The organism is Georhizobium sp. MAB10, assembly GCF_045012825.1.
In the GTDB taxonomy this organism is placed as follows: Bacteria; Pseudomonadota; Alphaproteobacteria; order Rhizobiales; family Rhizobiaceae; genus Georhizobium; species Georhizobium profundi.
Map to the genome: position 1 here is coordinate 846153 of NZ_CP118314.1, position 19722 is coordinate 865874.

General features: G+C 61.6%; 19 protein-coding genes. 15 read left to right on the forward strand and 4 right to left on the reverse strand.

Going from position 1 to position 19722, the window contains the following annotated elements:
* Positions 1 to 212 precede the first annotated feature (212 nt).
* Positions 213 to 659: a GFA family protein gene (locus tag PU133_RS03880; protein ID WP_126007879.1), complete on the reverse strand. Its 447-nt coding sequence runs from the start codon at positions 657 to 659 to the stop codon at positions 213 to 215.
* A 498-nt stretch (positions 660 to 1157) separates the two neighbouring features.
* Here PU133_RS03880 and PU133_RS03885 point away from each other — a divergent pair, with 498 nt between their 5' ends.
* From PU133_RS03885 to PU133_RS03920, 8 genes are all read left to right on the forward strand, one after another.
* Positions 1158 to 2954, forward strand: a complete 1797-nt coding sequence (locus PU133_RS03885; RefSeq protein WP_205665560.1) for a methanol/ethanol family PQQ-dependent dehydrogenase — start codon at positions 1158 to 1160, stop codon at positions 2952 to 2954.
* 140 nt (positions 2955 to 3094) lie between these two features.
* Positions 3095 to 3580 (forward strand): c-type cytochrome, methanol metabolism-related, encoded by a 486-nt coding sequence (locus PU133_RS03890; protein WP_404863566.1) that lies wholly within the window; start codon positions 3095 to 3097, stop codon positions 3578 to 3580.
* Positions 3577 to 5118 (forward strand): quinoprotein dehydrogenase-associated putative ABC transporter substrate-binding protein, encoded by a 1542-nt coding sequence (locus PU133_RS03895; protein ID WP_404863567.1) that lies wholly within the window; start codon positions 3577 to 3579, stop codon positions 5116 to 5118. Before PU133_RS03890 ends, PU133_RS03895 begins: the two co-directional genes overlap by 4 nt.
* Entirely contained in the window at positions 5118 to 6134 is a 1017-nt protein-coding gene (locus PU133_RS03900; RefSeq protein ID WP_404863568.1) for a quinoprotein relay system zinc metallohydrolase 2, read from the forward strand. Before PU133_RS03895 ends, PU133_RS03900 begins: the two co-directional genes overlap by 1 nt.
* The gene (locus PU133_RS03905; RefSeq protein ID WP_404863569.1) at positions 6131 to 6967 is read left to right on the forward strand and encodes a quinoprotein dehydrogenase-associated SoxYZ-like carrier; all 837 of its coding nucleotides are present in this window, start codon (positions 6131 to 6133) and stop codon (positions 6965 to 6967) included. The genes PU133_RS03900 and PU133_RS03905 overlap by 4 nt, the downstream gene beginning before the upstream one ends.
* The gene (locus PU133_RS03910; RefSeq protein ID WP_404863570.1) at positions 6964 to 7479 is read left to right on the forward strand and encodes a DUF3280 domain-containing protein; all 516 of its coding nucleotides are present in this window, start codon (positions 6964 to 6966) and stop codon (positions 7477 to 7479) included. Before PU133_RS03905 ends, PU133_RS03910 begins: the two co-directional genes overlap by 4 nt.
* A gap of 18 nt (positions 7480 to 7497) precedes the next feature.
* Positions 7498 to 8259, forward strand: coding sequence for an ATP-binding cassette domain-containing protein (locus tag PU133_RS03915; RefSeq protein ID WP_404863571.1), 762 nt, complete (start codon positions 7498 to 7500; stop codon positions 8257 to 8259).
* Positions 8256 to 9059, forward strand: coding sequence for an ABC transporter permease (locus PU133_RS03920; RefSeq protein ID WP_404863572.1), 804 nt, complete (start codon positions 8256 to 8258; stop codon positions 9057 to 9059). The genes PU133_RS03915 and PU133_RS03920 overlap by 4 nt, the downstream gene beginning before the upstream one ends.
* Before the next feature lie 12 nt (positions 9060 to 9071).
* Here PU133_RS03920 and fghA read toward each other — a convergent pair whose 3' ends face one another.
* Together fghA and PU133_RS03930 are read right to left on the reverse strand one after the other, a co-directional pair.
* On the reverse strand, positions 9072 to 9980 hold the full coding sequence (gene fghA, locus PU133_RS03925; protein WP_404863573.1) for an S-formylglutathione hydrolase: 909 nt from the start codon (positions 9978 to 9980) through the stop codon (positions 9072 to 9074).
* 37 nt (positions 9981 to 10017) lie between these two features.
* Entirely contained in the window at positions 10018 to 11130 is a 1113-nt protein-coding gene (locus PU133_RS03930; protein ID WP_404863574.1) for an S-(hydroxymethyl)glutathione dehydrogenase/class III alcohol dehydrogenase, read from the reverse strand.
* 347 nt (positions 11131 to 11477) lie between these two features.
* On the opposite strand from PU133_RS03930, the gene PU133_RS03935 reads away from it, so the two are divergent.
* Genes PU133_RS03935 through PU133_RS03965 form a run of 7 tightly spaced genes read left to right on the forward strand, consistent with a single transcriptional unit; the run spans position 11478 to position 18916 of the window.
* Positions 11478 to 12590 carry an ABC transporter substrate-binding protein gene (locus tag PU133_RS03935; RefSeq protein WP_404863575.1) on the forward strand — a complete coding sequence of 371 codons (1113 nt, stop codon included), beginning with the start codon at positions 11478 to 11480 and terminating at the stop codon, positions 12588 to 12590.
* 40 nt (positions 12591 to 12630) lie between these two features.
* Positions 12631 to 13608, forward strand: coding sequence for a PQQ-dependent catabolism-associated beta-propeller protein (locus PU133_RS03940; RefSeq protein ID WP_404863576.1), 978 nt, complete (start codon positions 12631 to 12633; stop codon positions 13606 to 13608).
* A gap of 40 nt (positions 13609 to 13648) precedes the next feature.
* The gene (locus tag PU133_RS03945; RefSeq protein ID WP_404863577.1) at positions 13649 to 14305 is read left to right on the forward strand and encodes a hypothetical protein; all 657 of its coding nucleotides are present in this window, start codon (positions 13649 to 13651) and stop codon (positions 14303 to 14305) included.
* Positions 14302 to 15045 carry a hypothetical protein gene (locus PU133_RS03950; protein ID WP_404863578.1) on the forward strand — a complete coding sequence of 248 codons (744 nt, stop codon included), beginning with the start codon at positions 14302 to 14304 and terminating at the stop codon, positions 15043 to 15045. The genes PU133_RS03945 and PU133_RS03950 overlap by 4 nt, the downstream gene beginning before the upstream one ends.
* Positions 15042 to 15401: a hypothetical protein gene (locus PU133_RS03955; RefSeq protein WP_404863579.1), complete on the forward strand. Its 360-nt coding sequence runs from the start codon at positions 15042 to 15044 to the stop codon at positions 15399 to 15401. Before PU133_RS03950 ends, PU133_RS03955 begins: the two co-directional genes overlap by 4 nt.
* A 30-nt stretch (positions 15402 to 15431) precedes the next feature.
* The gene (locus tag PU133_RS03960; RefSeq protein ID WP_404863580.1) at positions 15432 to 16619 is read left to right on the forward strand and encodes an FIST signal transduction protein; all 1188 of its coding nucleotides are present in this window, start codon (positions 15432 to 15434) and stop codon (positions 16617 to 16619) included.
* Positions 16616 to 18916 (forward strand): PAS-domain containing protein, encoded by a 2301-nt coding sequence (locus PU133_RS03965; RefSeq protein WP_404863581.1) that lies wholly within the window; start codon positions 16616 to 16618, stop codon positions 18914 to 18916. The genes PU133_RS03960 and PU133_RS03965 overlap by 4 nt, the downstream gene beginning before the upstream one ends.
* Here the strand turns inward: PU133_RS03965 and PU133_RS03970 are convergent.
* The gene (locus tag PU133_RS03970) at positions 18898 to 19554 is read right to left on the reverse strand and encodes a response regulator transcription factor (protein WP_404863582.1); all 657 of its coding nucleotides are present in this window, start codon (positions 19552 to 19554) and stop codon (positions 18898 to 18900) included. The genes PU133_RS03965 and PU133_RS03970 overlap by 19 nt on opposite strands.
* Positions 19555 to 19722 lie beyond the last annotated feature (168 nt).

Below are 19722 nucleotides of genomic sequence, written 5' to 3' on the forward strand. Positions count from 1 at the left end.
CGTTGAAGAAGCGTCTACACGCGACAATCCTCTGCAACTGGACGCGGAGGAATCGTGCGGTGGCGTAGACCATGTCGCAAGCTGCCCAGAGAGCGCCGAGCAACAATCTTCCCTTGAGGGGGCTGGGTTATAGCCTCGCTCTTGGGCCAGAAACAGGAGCGGGTCCGAAAACCCAGGATGCACCATTCAGCCGCTTTGATGCGCGTTCTGCCTCATGCCGCTTGAACGGGGTCACCGCTCGCGGCCCAGCCGGGATGGCGCGGAAGGCCGTCGTCGGGAATCGTCACCATCGGATGCTTGGAGTTGACGAAAACCCAGCGATCGGGCTCGCCACCGATGTCCGTGTCCCGATCTATCGTCGGCACATGGATCAACAGATGGTCCGGGAAAGCGTCGACATAGAGAAACATGTGGCAGCCGCAATCGGCACAGTAGCGGCGGTGGCACGTGGGCTTCGTATCGATATTGCGGATTTTTTCCTCGCCGGCTGTGATCGTGAAGGCGCTGCGCTCGACCACGGCGATCAGGGCGAGGGCACCGCCGCACGTATCGGTGCAATCGGTACAGAGGCAGAAATGCACCTCTGCCGGCTCCTTGTTGTATTCGAACCGCACCGGGTTGCTGTCGCAACGGCACCCGCCTCGCGCAAGTATGGCCATCTGTCTGTCTCCTCCAAATCTAAGGTGAATCCGGCCGCACGGCCCCGATGAAGCGAAGCCGCAGGCGGTATCTCGATGCTGGCTACTGTCAAAAATTCAGCAAAATCATTGCTGCGGTCGCGCCAAGGCGCGGCAGCAAGAAACGAACCGTGAATGCGATTAGATTGGGCCGAATTTTTCCATCCCGCCTCAGGCGCAACAATAGTACTTACGGCCTGCCAAGCAACGTTCGTTGAACCAGCTCGTCTGCTGCGGCCCGCCTCGTGGTTGCAGTGCAAATCCCTAATAATGCATTGCACAAAAACGTCCGATCTGATGCGTCAGTACTTCGCAGTACTAACGTTCTATCGACACAGCCGGGGGCGCCATCCAAAATTTCCAGACTGCGCCGAGCCTAGCCTGGGCGTCAGTGTCCGTGTCGGCAGCAACAAGGCCGGTCGCGAGGCGTGACGGGAGGACGATCAGATGGGGATGGAGGATATGAAAAAAATCGGATTGATGGCGGCATGTTCGGTGCTGGCTCTGGCCGCTACGACATCGCTTGCCTCTGCGAACGACGAACTTGTCGAGATGCAGCAGAATGCCAAGAACTGGGTGATGCAGCTCGGCAATTACTCCGCCACGCGCTACAGCGAATTGGAGGAGATCAACAAGGATAACGTCGGCGATCTTCAAGTCGCGTGGTCTTTCTCCACCGGCGTCCTGCGCGGCCATGAAGGTGGCCCGCTCGTCATCGACGGCGTTATGTATGTCCACACGCCATTCCCCAACAAGGTCTTTGCGCTCGATCTCAACGACAATGGCCGGATCATCTGGCGCTACGAGCCCGAGCAGGACCCGAATGTCATCCCCGTCATGTGCTGCGATACGGTCAACCGTGGCGTGGCCTATGGCGACGGCAAGATCATTCTTCACCAGGCCGACACGAACGTGGTCGCGCTCGATGCCAAGACGGGCGAGGAGCTTTGGAAGACGCAGAATGGCGATCCTTCCAAGGGCGAGACCGGCACGATGTCGCCGCTGATTGCGGGCGACAAGGTGCTTGTCGGCAATTCCGGCGGCGAGTTCGGTGTCCAGGGCCACATGACGGCCTATAATCTGGAGACGGGCGAACAGGAATGGCGTGCCTATTCCGTCGGGCCGGACGACCAGATCCTTCTCGATCCGGAGAACACCACCCATCTCGGTGAACCGGTCGGCGAAAACTCGAGCGTCGACACCTGGGAAGGCGACCAGTGGCAGCTCGGCGGTGGCACCGTCTGGGGCTGGGTGTCCTACGACCCGGAACTGAACCTCGTCTATTATGGTTCGGGCAACCCGGGAACGTGGAACCCGGCGCAGCGTCCCGGCGACAATCGCTGGTCGATGACGATCTTCGCGCGTGACCTCGATACCGGCGTTGCGAAGTGGGTCTACCAGATGACACCCCACGACGAGTGGGACTATGACGGCGTCAACGAAAACATCCTCGTCGACATGGAAATCGACGGTGAGCAACGGAAGGTTCTGTTCCACCCCGACCGCAACGGCTTTGCCTACACGCTCGACCGCGAGACGGGCGAGCTGCTTGTGGCTGCGAAATACGATCCCGCGGTCAACTGGGCGACGGAAGTCGTCATGAATGAGGACGACGAGCAGTACGGTCGGCCGCAGGTCGTTGCCGAATACTCCACTGCCCAGAACGGTGTCGACGTGAACTCGGAAGGCATCTGCCCAGCCGCACTCGGCACGAAGGACCAGCAGCCTTCGGCCTACTCGCCGGAAACCGGCCTCTTCTACATTCCGACGAACCACGTCTGCATGGATTACGAGCCTTTCCAGGTTTCCTACACAGCAGGCCAGCCTTACGTGGGCGCAACCCTGTCGATGTATCCGGCCCCTGACAGCCACGGTGGCATGGGCAACTTCATTGCCTGGGACGCGGCTGCAGGCGAAATCGTCTGGTCGGTTGAAGAACCGTTCTCGGTCTGGTCGGGCGCCTTGGCGACGGCTGGCGACATCGTGTTTTACGGCACGCTCGAAGGGTACCTGAAAGCCGTCGACATGGAGACGGGCGAGGAGCTCTACCGCTTCAAGACGCCATCCGGGATCATCGGCAACGTCAACACCTATGAGCATGACGGCAAGCAGTATGTGGCCGTGCTCTCGGGCATTGGCGGCTGGGCGGGCATTGGTCTTGCCGCAGGTCTGACGGAAGGTACCGACGGTCTGGGTGCTGTGGGCGCGTATCAGTCGCTGTCCGATTACACCCAGCTTGGCGGCCAGCTGACGGTGTTCAGCCTCCCGAGCGAATGATGGCAGCACGCGTTCTGCATCGTTCCTGAACATCGCGCGGCCCGGTCGTTTTAGCCGGGCCGCGAATCCAGTTGAAAGACTTCCTCATGATCGCCTGCTCGATCCGAAGGAAGCTCAAAGACCATCCCGAGGAGATCCTGATGAACTATCTGATGTCGGCCGCCACCGGCTTTTGCGGCGCGATGCTGCTCTTTACAGCCGCATCCCTTGCCCCCGCCCAAGCCCAGGATGAGGCAGTCGATTGGGAAGACAAGCCTTACATCGTCGAGGACGGGAAGGTGGATTACGGCACCTACAATGGCTTTCGCCGGTATCACAACACCTGCCACACCTGTCACGGTCCGGATGGCATGGGCAGCACGTTCGCGCCCGCCTTGGTGAATTCGCTGAAGGACATGTCCTATGCTGACTTTGCCGCGACCGTCGCCAATGGCCGCAGTTCAAGTGGCGCCAGCGGCAACTCGGTCATGCCTGCCTTCGGGGACAATGTCGACGTCATGCTCTACATCGACCACATCTACGCCTACCTGAAGGCACGTGCCGACGACGCCATCGGCCGCGGTCGTCCCGATCGCATCGATCCGGAAAACGATCCGGTCTTCCAGGAATGGCAGGCGAACCAATGACCGGCCGGCTCCATCCAACCAGGTTCATTCTTGCGCTTTCTTTCGTGATCGTAGCGATGGGTCTCGGGCAGATTGGAGCCGAGGCTCAAACCCCGGCGGGCACGACGCCGGGCGGGATGGGGTCGATCGGCGCCCAGCAGGGGAGCTTTGGCCGCTCGCTGCTGGGTGAGATCGTCGACCGGACCCGGCTGAGAGTGTGCGCTGACCCAGGCAATCTCCCTTATTCGAACGACAAGGGTGAGGGGTTCGAGAACAAGATCGCCGAGTTGATCGCAGACGAACTTGGCGTGCCGATCGATTACACCTGGTTTCCGCAAACGGTTGGCTTCGTGCGCATGACGCTCGGGGCATCGCGCTGCGATGTCGTCATCGGCGTCGCGACGACCAATGAACTCATGCAGAACACCAATCCTTATTACCGCGCCGCCTACATGATCGTGCACAGGGCGGATCTGGTGCTGCCTTCGGGCGATCTGGATGATCCGAGCTTCGACAATCTCAGAATCGGCATTCAGCCGGGAACGCCAGGCGCGACCACAGCGGCGCGCTACGGCCATCTCGACCAGTCCAAGCACTATCCGCTGATCGTCGATACGCGGATCGACAAGCCAGCCCGAGACATGGTGCAGGATGTGGCGGATGGCGATACCGATGCGGCGCTCGTGTGGGGGCCGCTTGCCGGATACTGGATCCAGCAGATCGATCCGAACCTCGTGATGGAGCCACTTCAGGCAGCGCGCGGCACGGAGCGCGTCGACTACCGGATCTCGATGGGAATCCGGCACGGCGAGAACGACTGGAAGGATCAGCTCAACGCGATCCTGATGGAGCACAAGGCCGACATCGACGCGATCCTGCAGTCCTATGGCGTGCCTCTCCTCGACAATGCCGGCAAGCTGATCCTGCCCATGACGCTGCCCGCCGCTGCAGAACCGGCACAAGAGCCCGATGATGCAGGGGGCAGTGAGTCACAGGCGGGCACGCAGCAACGCTCCGAACTCAGGAGCGAGGGCGACGAGGACGCCAATGGTCAGGCTGCCGCGGAAGCCCTGACTTACCGTATGGACAATTACCGGGCCCCCGTTCCCGATGGTGTCGCAGGGGCACAGACGATCGATGTTGCCGCTATGCGTGCACTGGTTGGGTCGGACAATGTCGTGCTGATCGACGTGATGCCGGCACCACCTTTACCTGACGATCGGCCGGATGACAGCGTGTGGCGCGAGCCCGAGCGGGAGACCATTCCGGGTGCCCATTGGCTTGCGAATATGGGTTACGGGAAGCTGCAACCCGGCGAAGACGCGGCGTTTCACGCGAAGCTCGACGAACTGGCGGGACCGGATGCTGAGAAGGGCCTCGTGTTCTTTTGCGAGCGCGATTGCTGGATGTCGTGGAATGCCGCCAAGCGCGCGGTGGAATACGGGTTCACCGACGTCACCTGGTTTCCCGATGGGGTGACGGGATGGGTTGAAGACGACGGTGCGCTGGAGAGCGTGCGTCCATGGCGACCGGACCTCTCAGCTGCAACGATCCACTGATGAAAGCGCATCCCCATCGCCGGACACGGATCAGCAGTTTCGACGGCATGATCGGGCAGGCAGTGCGCGGCGGTGAGCCCACGCGCCGGCAGTTCGTTTGCCGCTCGGCAATGCTTGCCTTCCTTTCTTCATGCTGTCCGTTGAGCGGCGCTGCGCTTGCCCGGCAATCCGATATTCCGTTTCAGGAAATCGAGGACGGGATCCATGTGCGCTACGGCCTCCAGGAAGCGATGACCGCGGACAATCATGGAGCGATCGCGAATATCGGATTCATCATCGGCGATGAGAGCGTTGCGGTCGTCGACACAGGCACGACTTACGCCCAGGGCGTGTCGCTGATGGTTGCGGTTCGCCACGTGACGGATAAGCCCGTGAGCCACGTGATCGCGACGCATGTTCATCTCGATCATTGTTTCGGACACGGCGCCTTCGAAGACGCGGCACCCGTCTTCGTCGGTCATCATCGGCTACCCGGAGCGCTTTCGGAGCGCGGCGATTTTTATCTGGAGCAGATCAGGACGCTGTCGCTGAATGGGGGAGACACAAGGGTCGTTCAACCGAATTTTCTCGTCGACGACGCTGCGGAAATCGATCTCGGTGGACGCAAGCTCCTGCTCAAGGCGTGGCCGGCCGCGCATACGGACAACGATCTGACCGTCTTCGACACCCGGACCGGACTGTTATGGGCAGGCGACCTGCTTTTCGTGGATCGGATACCGATCGTCGACGGCAGCATCAATGGCTGGATCGACCTTCTGGATGAGTTGATGTCGGGCGATGTGTCCCAAGTGATGCCGGGTCATGGGGCGCCTGGAGCCGGCCGCGAGGCGATCTCCAGACAGAAGGGATATCTCGTTTCGCTGCGCGACGGCGTGCGCGCAGCGATCGCGGACGGACTGGACATGACCGAGGCGGTGGCGGAACTCGCTGATCTCGCTGGTTCGAATTGGCTATTGCGGGATGAGGGGCACGGGCGCAACATCATCGCAGCTTATGCGGAACTGGAGTGGGAATGATGAAACCTTCAACATCCCTTCGCTTCGCGATTTCGTCCTGGTTTCTCCTGCTCGTCATCCTGGTGATGCCGGCCGGGGACCCGGCGCTGGCTCAGGACAGCAAAGCGTGGACCGAGATCCGGTCAGAACTTTACGGCGGTGACCGTACCGTTCATGACGGCAGCGGCTTGCTCGAGATCGAAGCCCCTGATCGCGCCCAGGACGCGGCGCTCGTGCCGATCAGCATCAAATCGCTGATCGGCCCGGATGACGAGCGCTACATCAAGTCGTTGACGATAGTGATCGACGAAAACCCGGCGCCGGTTGCAGGCACATTTCATTTCTCGCGCGCCAACGGCATCGCAGACATCGCCACGCGCGTTCGCGTCAATGCCTATTCCAACATCCGGGCGATCGCCGAGATGGATGACGGACAGCTCTACATGGCGGAGACCTTCGTCAAGGCATCCGGCGGCTGCGCTGCGCCGGCGACGAAGAACAACGCCCAGGCGATGGCGCGGCTGGGCGACATGCGCATGCGCCAGATTGGCGACTGGGAAGTCGACCAGCCCGCAGAAGTTCAGCTGATGATCAGCCATCCCAATTTCAGCGGTCTCCAGACCGATCAGGTGACGCAGCTCTGGATTCCGTCCCACTATGTCAACGACCTGGCAGTGTCGATCGATGGTCAGGAAATACTGACATTCGAGGGCGATATCTCGATCAGTGAGAACCCAAGCTTCAATTTTTTCGTGATGCCGCAGGGTGAAGGTGAGCTGACGGCTCGTGCCACCGATACCAAAGGAAACGTCTTCGAGCAGAGCTGGCCGTTGCGCATGGGATCCGCCTCGTGACGTCGATCCCCGTGCGCTTCATGCTGGTATGGCTGCTTTTGCTAGGCTCGATCAATCCGGGTCTGGCCGCAGAGGGCGAGAAGCTCGCCATCTTCACCTTCGAGCTCTACGACACGAGCTTGGAAGGCGAAGTGCGTGGGCCCGACCCGGCCGAAGCGGCACGGCTGGAGATGATCACGGACCTCCTGCGCGATGCCTATCGCGACCAGGGCGGGTACGAGCTGGTCGACACGGATGCGATGCAGGAGCGGCTGGCCACCATGCCGAAGCTACGCACCTGCAATGGCTGCGAAAGCCGGCTGGCGCGGGAGCTGGGCGCCGACCAGGTGGTCACCGGCTTCGTGCAGAAAATCTCGACGCTCATCCTCAGCCTCAGCATGTCGGTGCACGATGCGGAGACAGGCGATCTCCTGCGCAAATACAATGCCAGCATCCGCGGCAACACCGATGAAAGTTGGGCCCATGGCGTGCGCTATCTCATCCGCAACCAGCTCTTCGAAGAACAGCAATAGGAAGGGCGGCCTGCAGGCATGACTGAAACGGCGCTGCCGCCGACGGCACTTTCGGTTCGCAACATCTCCTACAGCTACGGCAAGAAGCCCGCGCTGAACGACATCAGCTTCGATCTCGCGCCTGGCAAGGTGACGGCGCTTCTCGGTCCGAACGGTGCCGGCAAGACGACGCTGTTCTCCCTCATCACCGGGCTCTTCGACTGTCGCGAAGGCGAGGTGGTGATCGCGGGGCATCCGCTGCGGCATGACCGGTCGGCGGCGCTGTCGTCGCTCGGCATCGTCTTTCAGGCGCAGACGCTGGAGCTCGATCTCACGATCGACCAGAACCTTCGCTACTTCGCGGCGCTGCGCGGCTTGACGCGGCTTGAGGCGAAGGATCGCATCGACATGCTTCTGGCTGCGATCGGACTTGAGGGGCTGAACAAGACTAAGGTGCGCAAGCTGAGCGGCGGGCAAAGGCGACGCGTGGAGGTTGCCCGCGCGCTTCTCGATCATCCCGCCCTGCTGCTGCTCGACGAACCCAGTACGGGGCTCGATATCGCAACGCGGCGTTGGCTCATCGAGCATGTGCATGCGCTCGCGCGCGACAAGGGGATGACGGTGCTGCTGGCGACGCATCTGGTCGACGAGGTGGGAGACGAGGACGACGTCATCGTGCTCGACAAGGGCCGGATCGTCGCTGCCGGACAGGTGGACGCCATCGTCGCATCGGCCGGTGCGGCCAATCTCGATGAGGCCTTCACCCGGATGACGGCACATGAAGCGGTCCGCGCCGCATGAAGAGCGGACATGCAACACGTGCATTCTTCGCCATCCTCTCGCGCGAAATGCTGCGCTTCGTGCAGCAGAAGGGCCGCTTCTTTTCCGCGCTCGTGCGACCGCTGATCTGGCTGATCGTTTTCGCTGCCGGCTTTCGGGCGGCGCTCGGCCTCTCCATCATCCCGCCCTACAAGACCTACATCACCTATGACGTCTATGTTGTGCCGGGGCTGATCGGGATGATCCAGCTTTTCGCCGGCATGCAGAACTCGCTGTCCATGGTCTATGATCGCGAGATGGGTTCGATGCGGGTGCTCTTGTCGACGCCGCTGCCGCGCAGCTACCTGCTTCTGGCGCGCATGCTGTCGGGAACGTTCGTGTCGATCATCCAGGTGTATGCGTTCGTCATCATCGCCATGCTGCTCGGCACGCGGTTGCCGGTGGCCGGGCTGATCATGATGTTTCCGGTGCTGATCCTGACCGGCATGACGCTGAGCGCGCTCGGCATGTTCCTGTCGTCATGGATCAAGCAGCTGGAGAACTTCGCGGGCGTCATGAATTTCCTCATCTTCCCGATGTTCTTCATGTCGTCGGCGCTTTATCCGCTCTGGCGCATGCGCGAAGGCAGCGTCACGATCTACGAGCTCTGTCTGCTCAATCCGTTCACCTATGTGGTGGAACTCATCCGGTTCACGATCTACCGCGAGCCGAACCTGATGGCGCTCGGCATCGTCGTTGCGACATTCCTGGTGTTCGGCATCGCGGCTTTGGTCGGTTACACGCCAGCCCGGGGCGGACCGACGGCGGGCAGGGGAGGTTGAGGTACCGCAAATCTACCCGCCCGAGCCCTGATGCAGGATATGCGCGTGGTGGCGCAGATGATCGTCGATAAACGTTGCGACGAAGAAATAGGAATGGTCGTAGCCCGCCTGCATCCGCACTTTCGCCGATTGTCCCCGGGCCTTCAAAGCGTCGATGAAGCGTTCGGTTTGAAGCTGCGTCTGCAGGAAGGGATCATCAGTGCCCTGATCGATGAGGATCTGCGTGGGAAAACCGCGATCGCGCAGCAGCAACGTGGCGTCGTATTCGCGCCATGCAGCTTCGTCGGGGCCCAGATAGGCGGCGAACGCCTTCCGCCCCCATGGCACGGCGCTCGGCGCGACGATCGGTGAGAAGGCTGAAACCGAGCCGTAGCGCTCGGGATGGCGCATGGCGATCGTCAGGGCACCGTGGCCGCCCATGGAATGGCCCAGTATCCCGCATTTTCCTCGGATGACCGGAAATGTGCATTCGATCAACCGCGGAAGCTCGTCGGCGACATAGCTGAACATCTGGAAATGATCGGACCAGGGGGCTTCGGTGGAATCGACGTAGAAGCCGGCGCCTTGCCCGAGTGCATCGTCGTCGCTGTTCGGAACACGGTCGCCGCGCGGGCTCGTATCGGGCGTGACGATCATCAGCCCCAGTTCCGAGGCCATGCGCTGTGCGCCCGCCTTCACCGTGAAGTTCTCTTCGGTGCAGCTGAGGCCGGAAAGAAAATAGACGACCGGGACGGTTCCCCGTTCGATGGCGGGTGGCAGGTACACGCTGACGCGCATGGGGGTGCCCGTGGCGGCGCTGTCGTGGATCAGCGTCAGTTGTTGCCCGCCGAACGACGACGCACGGGAGAGCTCCTGGAAAGGCCTGCGGCGAACGTCGCCAGCGATGGCGACTGGCTGGCTTTGGCGTTGATCGACGTCCATCGCAGACTTCCTCGTCCGGACCCTGTCGGTTCGACCGTCAGAAGACCACAACGCTTCTGATCGACTTGCCCTCGTGCATCAGATCGAATGCCGTGTTGATCTCCTCGAGCGGCATCGTGTGGGTGATCAGATCATCGATGTTGATCTTGCCCTCCATGTACCAGTCGACGATCTTGGGTACGTCGGTCCGGCCTCGCGCGCCGCCGAATGCGGTGCCTTTCCAGACCCGCCCGGTGACAAGTTGGAACGGTCGCGTCGCAATCTCCTTGCCTGCTTCCGCCACACCGATGATGATCGATTGTCCCCACCCGCGGTGGCAGCATTCCAGCGCCTGGCGCATGACGTTGACGTTGCCTGTGGCGTCGAACGAGAAGTCGGCGCCGCCATCCGTCAGATCGACGATCGCCTGCACGACCTTGTCCTGGCCGACATCGTTGGGATTGACGAAGTCCGTCATACCGAACTTGCGGGCCATCTCGACCTTTGCGGGATTGAGATCGACGCCGATGATCTTGTCGGCGCCCACCATGCGGGCGCCCTGGATGACGTTGAGACCGATGCCGCCGAGGCCGAAGACGACGACATTGGCGCCCGGCCAGACCTTGGCGGTGTAGATGACTGCGCCGATACCTGTGGTGACCCCGCAGCCGATGTAGCAGATCTTGTTGAAGGGCGCGTCGGCGCGCACTTTTGCCACCGCGATCTCCGGCAGAACGGTGAAGTTGGAGAAGGTCGAGCAGCCCATGTAGTGGAAGACCGGACCGCTCTCGCATGCGAAGCGGCTCGTCCCATCCGGCATCACGCCCTGGCCCTGGGTCGAGCGGATCGCGGTGCAGAGGTTGGATCGCTGCGAGAGGCAGGTTTTGCAGTTGCGGCATTCCGGCGTGTAGAGCGGGATGACGTGGTCGCCCACCTTGACGGATGTCACCCCGGCGCCGACTTCGCGAACGATGCCCGCGCCCTCGTGACCGAGGATTGCCGGAAACTTGCCCTCCGAATCGAGACCCGACAGCGTGTAGGCGTCGGTGTGGCAGATGCCGGTCGCCATGATCTCGACCAGGACCTCACCGGCTGACGGACCAGCCAGGTCCACCGTCTCTATGGATAGAGGCTGGTTCGCTGCCCAAGCGACTGCCGCACGCGTCTTCATGCTAATCCCCTCTTCTCGTCTCGACGCAAGATGGCAGCTTGCGACCAGTGGATTGTAGGCAGGGGCGCCAGGGGGCTAAATAGTCCTTAAGTACTTCGAAGCAGTGGATAAGCCGATCTACTGAGGTCGGTCGTATCAACGCCGATGAGAGACTGGCGTAGTACCTTAGCACTATATCGACCGGTCGACCCCTTTGTCACATTGCCATCGGGAGATCAGGCGTATCAGCGCCGACCAATGGAGCGACAGAAGCCGGCGGGGGCCGGGCGGGAGGACTTTTGATACGACTTTGCACAACCGTTGTGCTGGCTATACTTGCCGCCACGACGGCAGCCAGGGCCGTAGACGTGGAGATCGTGTTCCTTTCGCGGGATCAGGAAGAACGTCTGCCATTGTCCTTCGTCGATCCCATCGTGGAAGATCCAGGCGTGTGGGGCGCGCGGCTCGCGCTCGACGACAACAAGACGACCGGCGGGTTTCTCGGACACACCTATTCGCTGGTCGAGCGGGTTCTGACCGCTGACGAAGACATTGCCGTCGTATTCGAGGAAGAGCGGCAAAGCGGCCAAACGCTCTTCATCTCGGATTTGCCGCGTGACGATCTGCAGGCGATCGCCGAACATCCGGAAGCCAGCGAGGCGCTTATTTTCAACGGCCGCGTCGGTGATGACGATCTGCGCATCAATGTCTGTTTCGACAATGTGTTTCACACGGCGCCGAGCCGCTCCATGCGGACCGACGCCCTGGTCCAGTTTCTCGTCTGGAAGCGATGGCCGCGGCTCTATCTCGTGTCGGGGACGCAGGAGAACGATGTCGCGTTCGCCGAGGCAATTCGCCGTTCGGCCGAAAAATTCGGTGCGCAAGTCGTGGCCGAGAGCGATTATGCCTATTCGGCAATCTCGCGGCGCACCGATAGCGGCCATATCCAAATCCAGGATCAGATGCCTTTGGCGACGCAGGAAGGCGGCGAATACGACGTATTGGTTGTCGCCGACGAGAACGAGGTGTTCGGCGAATACCTGCCCTACAACACCTATGCAGCCCGTCCGGTCGCTGGCACGCATGGCCTGGTCGCCATGTCGTGGCACCGCGTTCTGGAGCAGTGGGGATCGACGCAGATCCAACGCCGCTTCGAACAGGTGGCGGACCGGTGGATGGAAGAGCGCGACTATGGCGCCTGGCTCGGCGTTCGCTCCATCGGCGAAGCGGTGACACGCCTCAACAGCGCGGATGCGGCGGAGATACGCGCGTTCCTGCGCAGTCCGGATTTCGAGATCGGCGGGTTCAAGGGCGTCGGGCTCAGCTATCGAAGCTGGGATCAACAGATGCGCCAGCCCGTGCTTATCGCCAACAAGCGCGTGCTTGTGTCTGCGTCACCCCAACCGGGCTTCCTGCATGAACGCACACCGTTGGATAGCCTCGGCTACGACGAACCAGAAAGCGAATGCCGACTGCAATAGAAAAACGACGTCGAAGCATTTCAACGGGAGGAAGTGGGCAATGAAGCATGGTGGCAAGGTCGCGGCGCTTGCGGCGGGTGTGGGGCTGGTTGCAGGCATCTGGCCGGCCCACGCATTGACGGTGTTCGTGTCGAACGAGCAGGGCAACACGATCTCCGTGATTGACGGTGAAACGCAGGAAGTGATCAACGAAATCGCGGTCGGCAATCGTCCACGCGGGATCGCGCTCGGCCACGACAACCGGTTTCTCTATATCTGCGCCAGCGACGACAACACGATCCAGGTGATGGACACCGAGACGCTGGAACTCGTCGATACCTTGCCTTCCGGCCCCGATCCCGAACTTCTCGTTATCGCACCACAGGGCGATCGGCTCTATGTCGCCAATGAAGACGACAACCTTGTCACCGTGATCGATCTCGAAACGCGCGAGATGATCGCCGAAATTCCGGTCGGCGTGGAGCCGGAAGGCATGGGTGTCAGCCCGGACGGGAAGATCGTGGTCAACACGTCGGAAACGACGAACATGGCCCACTTCATCGATACCGACAGTTACGAAATCGTCGGCAACGTGCTTGTCGGCCAGAGGCCGCGCATTGCCGAATTCACGTCCGACGGTTCGGAGGTCTGGGTCACGGCCGAGATCGGCGGCACGGTCAGCGTCATCGATCCGGTCGGGATGGAAGTGATGCGCGAGATCTCTTTCGAGGTCGCCGGCGTCGAACCAGAAGCGCTGCAGCCGGTCGGCGTGAAGATTCTCGAGGATCGCAGCAAGGCTTACGTGGCGCTTGGCCCATCCAACCGCGTCGCGGTGATCGATGCGCAGACGCATGAGGTGCTTGATTATATTCTCGTCGGCCAGCGGGTCTGGCAATTGGAACTCACGCCGGACGAGACAACGCTGTATACTTCAAACGGCGTCAGCAATGACGTCACATTGATCGACACGGCGACCGACACTGCGATGGTGTCCATCCCCGTTGGGAGCTTTCCCTGGGGAATCGCGATCAAGCCGTGAGGCTATGTCGGTTTTTTGGTCTTGAGCACGGGAGGTGCCCATGACGTCGACCATCGAAATCCTGAAACGAGGCGGCGGCGCTGGCCGCCGCTCAAGGCCGCTTCTGGCTGCTCTTGGACTGGCAATCGCGGTGGCTGTTCCGAGCGCGGCCCAGGCTGCCGATGGCTCAAATCCGGATTGGCCGTGTATCCAGCGTCTCGTGCCGCGCATATCGACGGCTCAGGTCTGGGCGGGGCCGGAGCCGGAACCGGCTTCCTGGGCACGCAACGAGGATGTGCGCGCCGTGGCTGAACAGCTTTCGGTGCGCAGGTTGCCGATCGAGGAGGCGCGCTCGCTGGTTGCCGATTACGCGCAGGCGCTGCCGGAGAACGAACGCAACGAACAGCTCACGGCCCTTTTCGGGCGGACGCTCGAACTGATCAATCGCGACCGTGCATCGATCATCGCCGGGATCGGCCGTTATGCGCGCAGTCAGCGGGAGCGCGCGGAACATATTCGATCGAGCCGCATCGCCGCTTCCGAAAACGCGCCCGCCACGGCCAGTGCGGACAGTGCGCCGACCGCGCTCGACTGGGACATCCGGGTCTTCGACGAGCGCCGGCGCGCGCTGATCTATCTTTGCGAGCAACCCGTTTTGCTGGACCAGCGCGCCTTCGCGCTCGGACAGGCGATCTATTCGTACATGGTGAAAGAATGAGCCTTTTTGCACACGGTGCCTTGATCCTTAGAAGAGCCGTCTCAGGCAGGCTTGCGTTGTTACCGGTCGGCTGTCTCTCGTTGAGCCTTGCCGCGACGGTCTTCGTTGCGCCGTCGCTTGCTCTGGACGGATCGCGAGCGGAACTGGTCGAAGGGTCAGCTGGCGAGCGCGTCTACGGCGTCAACCACCTCGCTGACCTGCAAGGCTCCGGCGAACTCGTCTATGACTACACGCTCGAGGGCGACATTCTCGAAGAACCCTTCAAGGACGAGGTGCGCCTGAAGTTTGAGGAATCGGATGCCGAGGGTGGCTTTGATTTCGACATCGCCGTCTTCCCCAAGACGCGAACGCTTTCGGTTTCGACGACGGCGGAGACCATCAACCCGCTGCTGCTGGTCTTCTTTCAGCGGGACGCCGATTTCATGAGCCGCAACACGGGCGGTTCGCCGCAATTCTTCCGCAGCCGCCTGCGCGACATGCTCGCACAACCGGCGCAAGCGGAGGAGGGAACGGCCGAGGTCGCCGACGACGAGATCGCCGTCGAAACAGTCAGCCTCATGCCGTATGATGATGCGGACGCAGCCAGCCGCATGCCCGACTTCGCCAAGAAGCTCTATCAGATCAGCCTGTCGCCCGATCTGCCCGGCAGCGTCTATGAACTCTCGAGCGAAGTGCCGGCGATGGACGGCAGCGGTGTGCGTCTGCGCGAGACCTATCGGTTCAGGGAGCTCGTCCGATGATCCGGCGATGGCACCTCGCGATGGCGCTCTTCGCCATCGGCGCTGCAGGCACTGTTCCAAGGGCTGATGCTGCAAACGGCTATCCCACCGAGGTCGTCGCCGATTACGTGCTTGGCTGCATGGCGGCAAACGGGCAGACGGCCAAGGCGCTCAGGCAATGTTCGTGCAGCATCGACGTGGTTTCGTCCCTGCTCACCTATGAGGACTATAGCGCCGCCGAAACGGTGCTGCGCATGCGGCAGGTGCCGGGCGGTGGCGAGAAGATGATGATTTTCCGTGAGACGCCGGCCAGCCAGTCGAAGGTCGATGCCTTGCGGCAGTCGCAGATAGAAGCCGAGGTCCGCTGCTTCTACTGAAGCAGGCGGGCTCGACCGTCAGGCGCCAAAATGGCTGATTGGGAACAGAGTGACCTGGGTATACGCGACCGGCCCCGTGCCGCACCGCGCCCGGCCATTCGCCGTGCATGGTCCGGATCACGCATGCCGGAAGGCATCGTGGAGGAGCTCGCCACCGGCATCTTCGGCTGCGAGCCAGCGCTGATAGCGCTCTTCGTTTCGTCCGCCGCGCCTTACGATGCGGTGGTGCGTTCATTGTCCGCTAGATTTCCGGGCGTACCGTTGATCGGCTGCACGACGGCCGGGAGCCTGACGGAGCAGCGTTACGAGGCTGACGGCGCGATCGTGCTCGCCTTCGACCGAAGTGCATTTTCCTTCGAGATCTGCCTTCTGGAGAATCTCAAGCATTTCTCGATCCCGCGCGGCGGCGAGCTGATCGAAACGGCTTACTTCCGACTGTTGCGCGAGTTGGAACAGGATCGCTCGAACCTCTTCGCGATGCTGCTGGTCGACGGGTTGTCGCGACGCGAGGAAGAGATCGCCGCGAGTGCCTATGCCGCACTCGACGAGGTGCCCGTCTTCGGCGCGTCGGCCGGCGACAACCTGCATTTCGACACGACCCAGATCTTCTACAACGGGGCAATTCTCGAGGACACGGCTCTCGTCGTCATTGGCGCGTCGAACCGCCAGATCGAGGTCTTCAAGTTCGAGCATTTCCGGCCGATGGAAGAGAAGCTGGTCATCACCAGTGCCGATCCGGAAAGGCGCATCGTCAAGACGATCAATGCCGAGCCCGCTGCCGAAGAATATGCGAGGCTGATCGGCGTGGACGTCTCGGCACTGACGCCTGCGGTCTTTGCCGCAAACCCGCTGCTCGCGCGGATCGGTGGCGACTATCACGTGCGCGCCATCCAAAAATCCGACGACCAGGGTGCGCTGCATTTCTTCTGTGCGGTCGATGAGGGCATCGTGCTCACGCCTGCCTCGCCCGTCGACATGCGCGACAATCTGCTGCTCAACATGGAGCAGATCTCCGATCGGCTGGGGTCGATCGAGCTCGTCTTGTGTTTCGACTGTATCCTGCGGCGGCTGGAAGCGGAGCGGCTGGGGATCAAGCATGAGCTGCTGCCCATCTTCAAACGCTTCAACATGATCGGCTTCAGCACCTATGGCGAACAGTTCAAGTTTCTGCATCTGAGCCAGACGCTGACCGGGCTGGCGATCGGGGCGGCCGAATGAAACATGTCGATCCGAACCTATCCTTCGACCAGCAACTCGAGCAGGAAGTGCGGCAGCTGCGGCGCGAAAACGAGAAGCTCCGGATCATCCGAGATGCGCTGATCGGGCAGGTGGACCGCAACAACGATCTGTCGGGCCGCGTCTTTCGCACGATCGAACCGCTGATCGAGGTGGAAGGCAATGTGGAGAAGCGCATCCAGCGTCTCGCCCGCGCGATGAGCGAGGCGAAGATCGCGCGGCGCCAGCTTCGGCAAGCGATCGACTCCATTGGCGAAGGTTTCATTCTCTACGACAGGGACGACCGCATCGTCTTGTGCAACCGCAAGTACCGCGAGATCTTTCCAGAGCTCGAACATCTCCTGAAACCCGGCACCCATTTCCAGGAGATCATCCGGCACGCGGCGCGCATCGGCGTGATCGTCGAGGCGGTGACGGACCCCGATGCCTGGATCGCGAGCCGCTCAAGCAGTCACAGCGAGACGCGTTGCCAGTTCCAGCAATTGCTGAGCGACGGGCGCTGGATCCAGATCAGCGAGCGAGCGACGGAGGACGGCGGCAAGGTCACCATCGTCAGCGACATCACGCCCTTCAAGCGATTGGAGGAGACGAGCCGGCTGACCCGTATGGCGGAGCAGTCCGAGGTGCTCGCCACCACGCTTGCCAGCATTGCGCAGGGTGTCGTCGTCTTCGACGGTGCGCGTCGTTTCGTTGCCTGGAATTCGCAGGCGGCGATGCTCACCAACCTGCCCTATGTCGAGCTGCACGAGGGGACGACTGTCCGGGAACTCATCGGCCTTCTCTTAGCGCGCGGGGCGCGGATCGCCGAGGAGCGGGAAAGCGAGTTTCTCCGCTGGATCGGCCAGGTGAACAAGCGGCCGCCACTACGGCTGGAGATCTTCTATCCGGGCGGGAGAACCGTTTCCGCCAATTTCCGCGCCATGCCGAACGATGGATTCGTGGTGACGTTGACCGACGTCACGACCCAGTACCAGGCTGCCCGCATGCTCGAGCGCAGCAAGGATGAGCTGGAGGAGCGCGTCAGCGAACGCACGCGCGAACTCGTGGCGCTCAACGCGGCGCTGCAGGATGAGGTGCGCCGCCACGAAGCCACCGCCGCCGACCTCGTTCGCACGCGCCGCGCCGCCGAAGCGGCGAGCATGAGCAAGACCCAGTTTCTCGCCGCCGCCAGCCACGATCTTCTGCAGCCGCTCAACGCTGCCCGGCTTTATCTCTTTGCGCTCGAAAGCGCGGCAGGGACGCAGCCGGAGGCGGTGAAGCTGATCGACAACATCGATCATTCGCTGCAATCGACCGAGCGCATTCTCGGCACGCTTCTCGACATGTCGAAGATGGATTCCGGCTGCTACGAGATCAAGCTTGCCGACGTGAAGCTCGGTGAACTGTTCGAGACGCTGCGCATCGAATTCAGTGCGCTTGCCGGAGCGCGCGGTCTTAATCTCAGGATCGTGCCGACGACGGCGATCATCCGAACAGACCCCAATCTGTTGCGCAGGATCGTTCAGAATTTCCTGAGCAACGCGATCAAGTACACGCCCTCCGGCCGCATCCTTCTTGGCACAAAGCGTGCGGGTACATCGCTGCGCATCGAGATCCACGATACCGGCCCCGGCATCCAGCCGGTCGACCGGCAGCTCATTTTCCAGGAGTTCAAACGTGCGACCGCTGCAAACTCCGATGTGACAGGCCTTGGCCTCGGGCTTGCCATCGCCCAGCGCGCGGCCGATCTTCTCGGACAGCGCATCGAGCTCAAGTCGGAAGTCAGGCGGGGATCGGTGTTTTCCCTCGTCATCAACGCGTGGCGCACCCAGGACAATTCGGGTGGCACGACGTTTGAGGGAAACATGGATGACAAAGCGCAGTTGACGGTATCGCCAACCTCGGAAAAGACGCTGATCGTGCTCGAAAACGACGAGACGGTCGCGCACGCCATGACGACGCTTTTCGACCACTGGCAGTTCGCCAGCGTGACCGGATCATCCTACGCGGAGATCGAAGCGCGGTGTGATGGCGCCCTGACGAGACCGTCGGCCATCATCGCAGATTATCATCTGAACGGCGACATCGACGGCATCGAAGCCATCGTCAGGCTGCGCGAGCGGATCGGCAGCATGGTGCCGGCGATCCTCGTGACGGCGGAAACATCCTGGACGGTGCGTCAGCGGGCCCGTCAAAACGGCATCGAGCACTTCGCCAAGCCCGTCAAACCGGCGCAGCTGCGCGCCTATCTCACCCATCTTGCAATCGACATCGAGGTCGATCAGGCACCCAGCGCCTGATCGAACATGGTGCGCTGCGCCAGAAGCACCGCCTGCATGCGCGATGGCACCTCGAACTTGCGCAGGATCGCCGACACGTGACCTTTGACGGTCGACTCGCTGATCGACAGCTCATAGGCGATCTGCTTGTTCAGCAAGCCTTCGCCCAGCATGCGCAAAACCACGCGCTGTTGCGGCGTAAGGCTGTGCATGGCAGCGGCGAGGTGAATCTCCTCCGCGCGCCTCGCCTCCGCGCAGTTCATGTCCAAGCCATTCGCGTTCTGCGGGAAAACCGCGCCACCATCGAGCACGACGTGGATCGCTTCGAAAATGTCGCGGGGTTTGGCGGTCTTGCTGATGAAGCCGCTTGCACCCATGCTTCGAACCATCGGCATCAGCCTTGTATCATCCAGGGCTGAAATCACGATGATCGGCAGGCGAGGGGCCGCCTTGCGCAGGCGCTCCAACCCGTCGAGGCCGGATGCATCCGGCAGCTTAAGGTCGAGCAAGGCCAGGTCGAGATCATGTGTTTCGATAACGGACAGAGCTTCTGCCACGGACTGAGCAGACTTCACCGCGCAATCCGACAGACCATTGACGAGCGTCATCTCCAACGCTGCGCACACCAATGGATGATCGTCCACAACCAAGATCAGCATCCGCGCCCTCCTCCAGCGTGGTTCTGACGGTTAATGTCACAAATCGATACGGATTCTAGGCTATTCCGGATAAGACGTGCGGGCAACATCCATCTTTCGTCTCACTCCCATAATCGGTCGATGCAGTGAGGGGGGCGATTGAAGAATAATCCTCGCTGCTAGTATTCC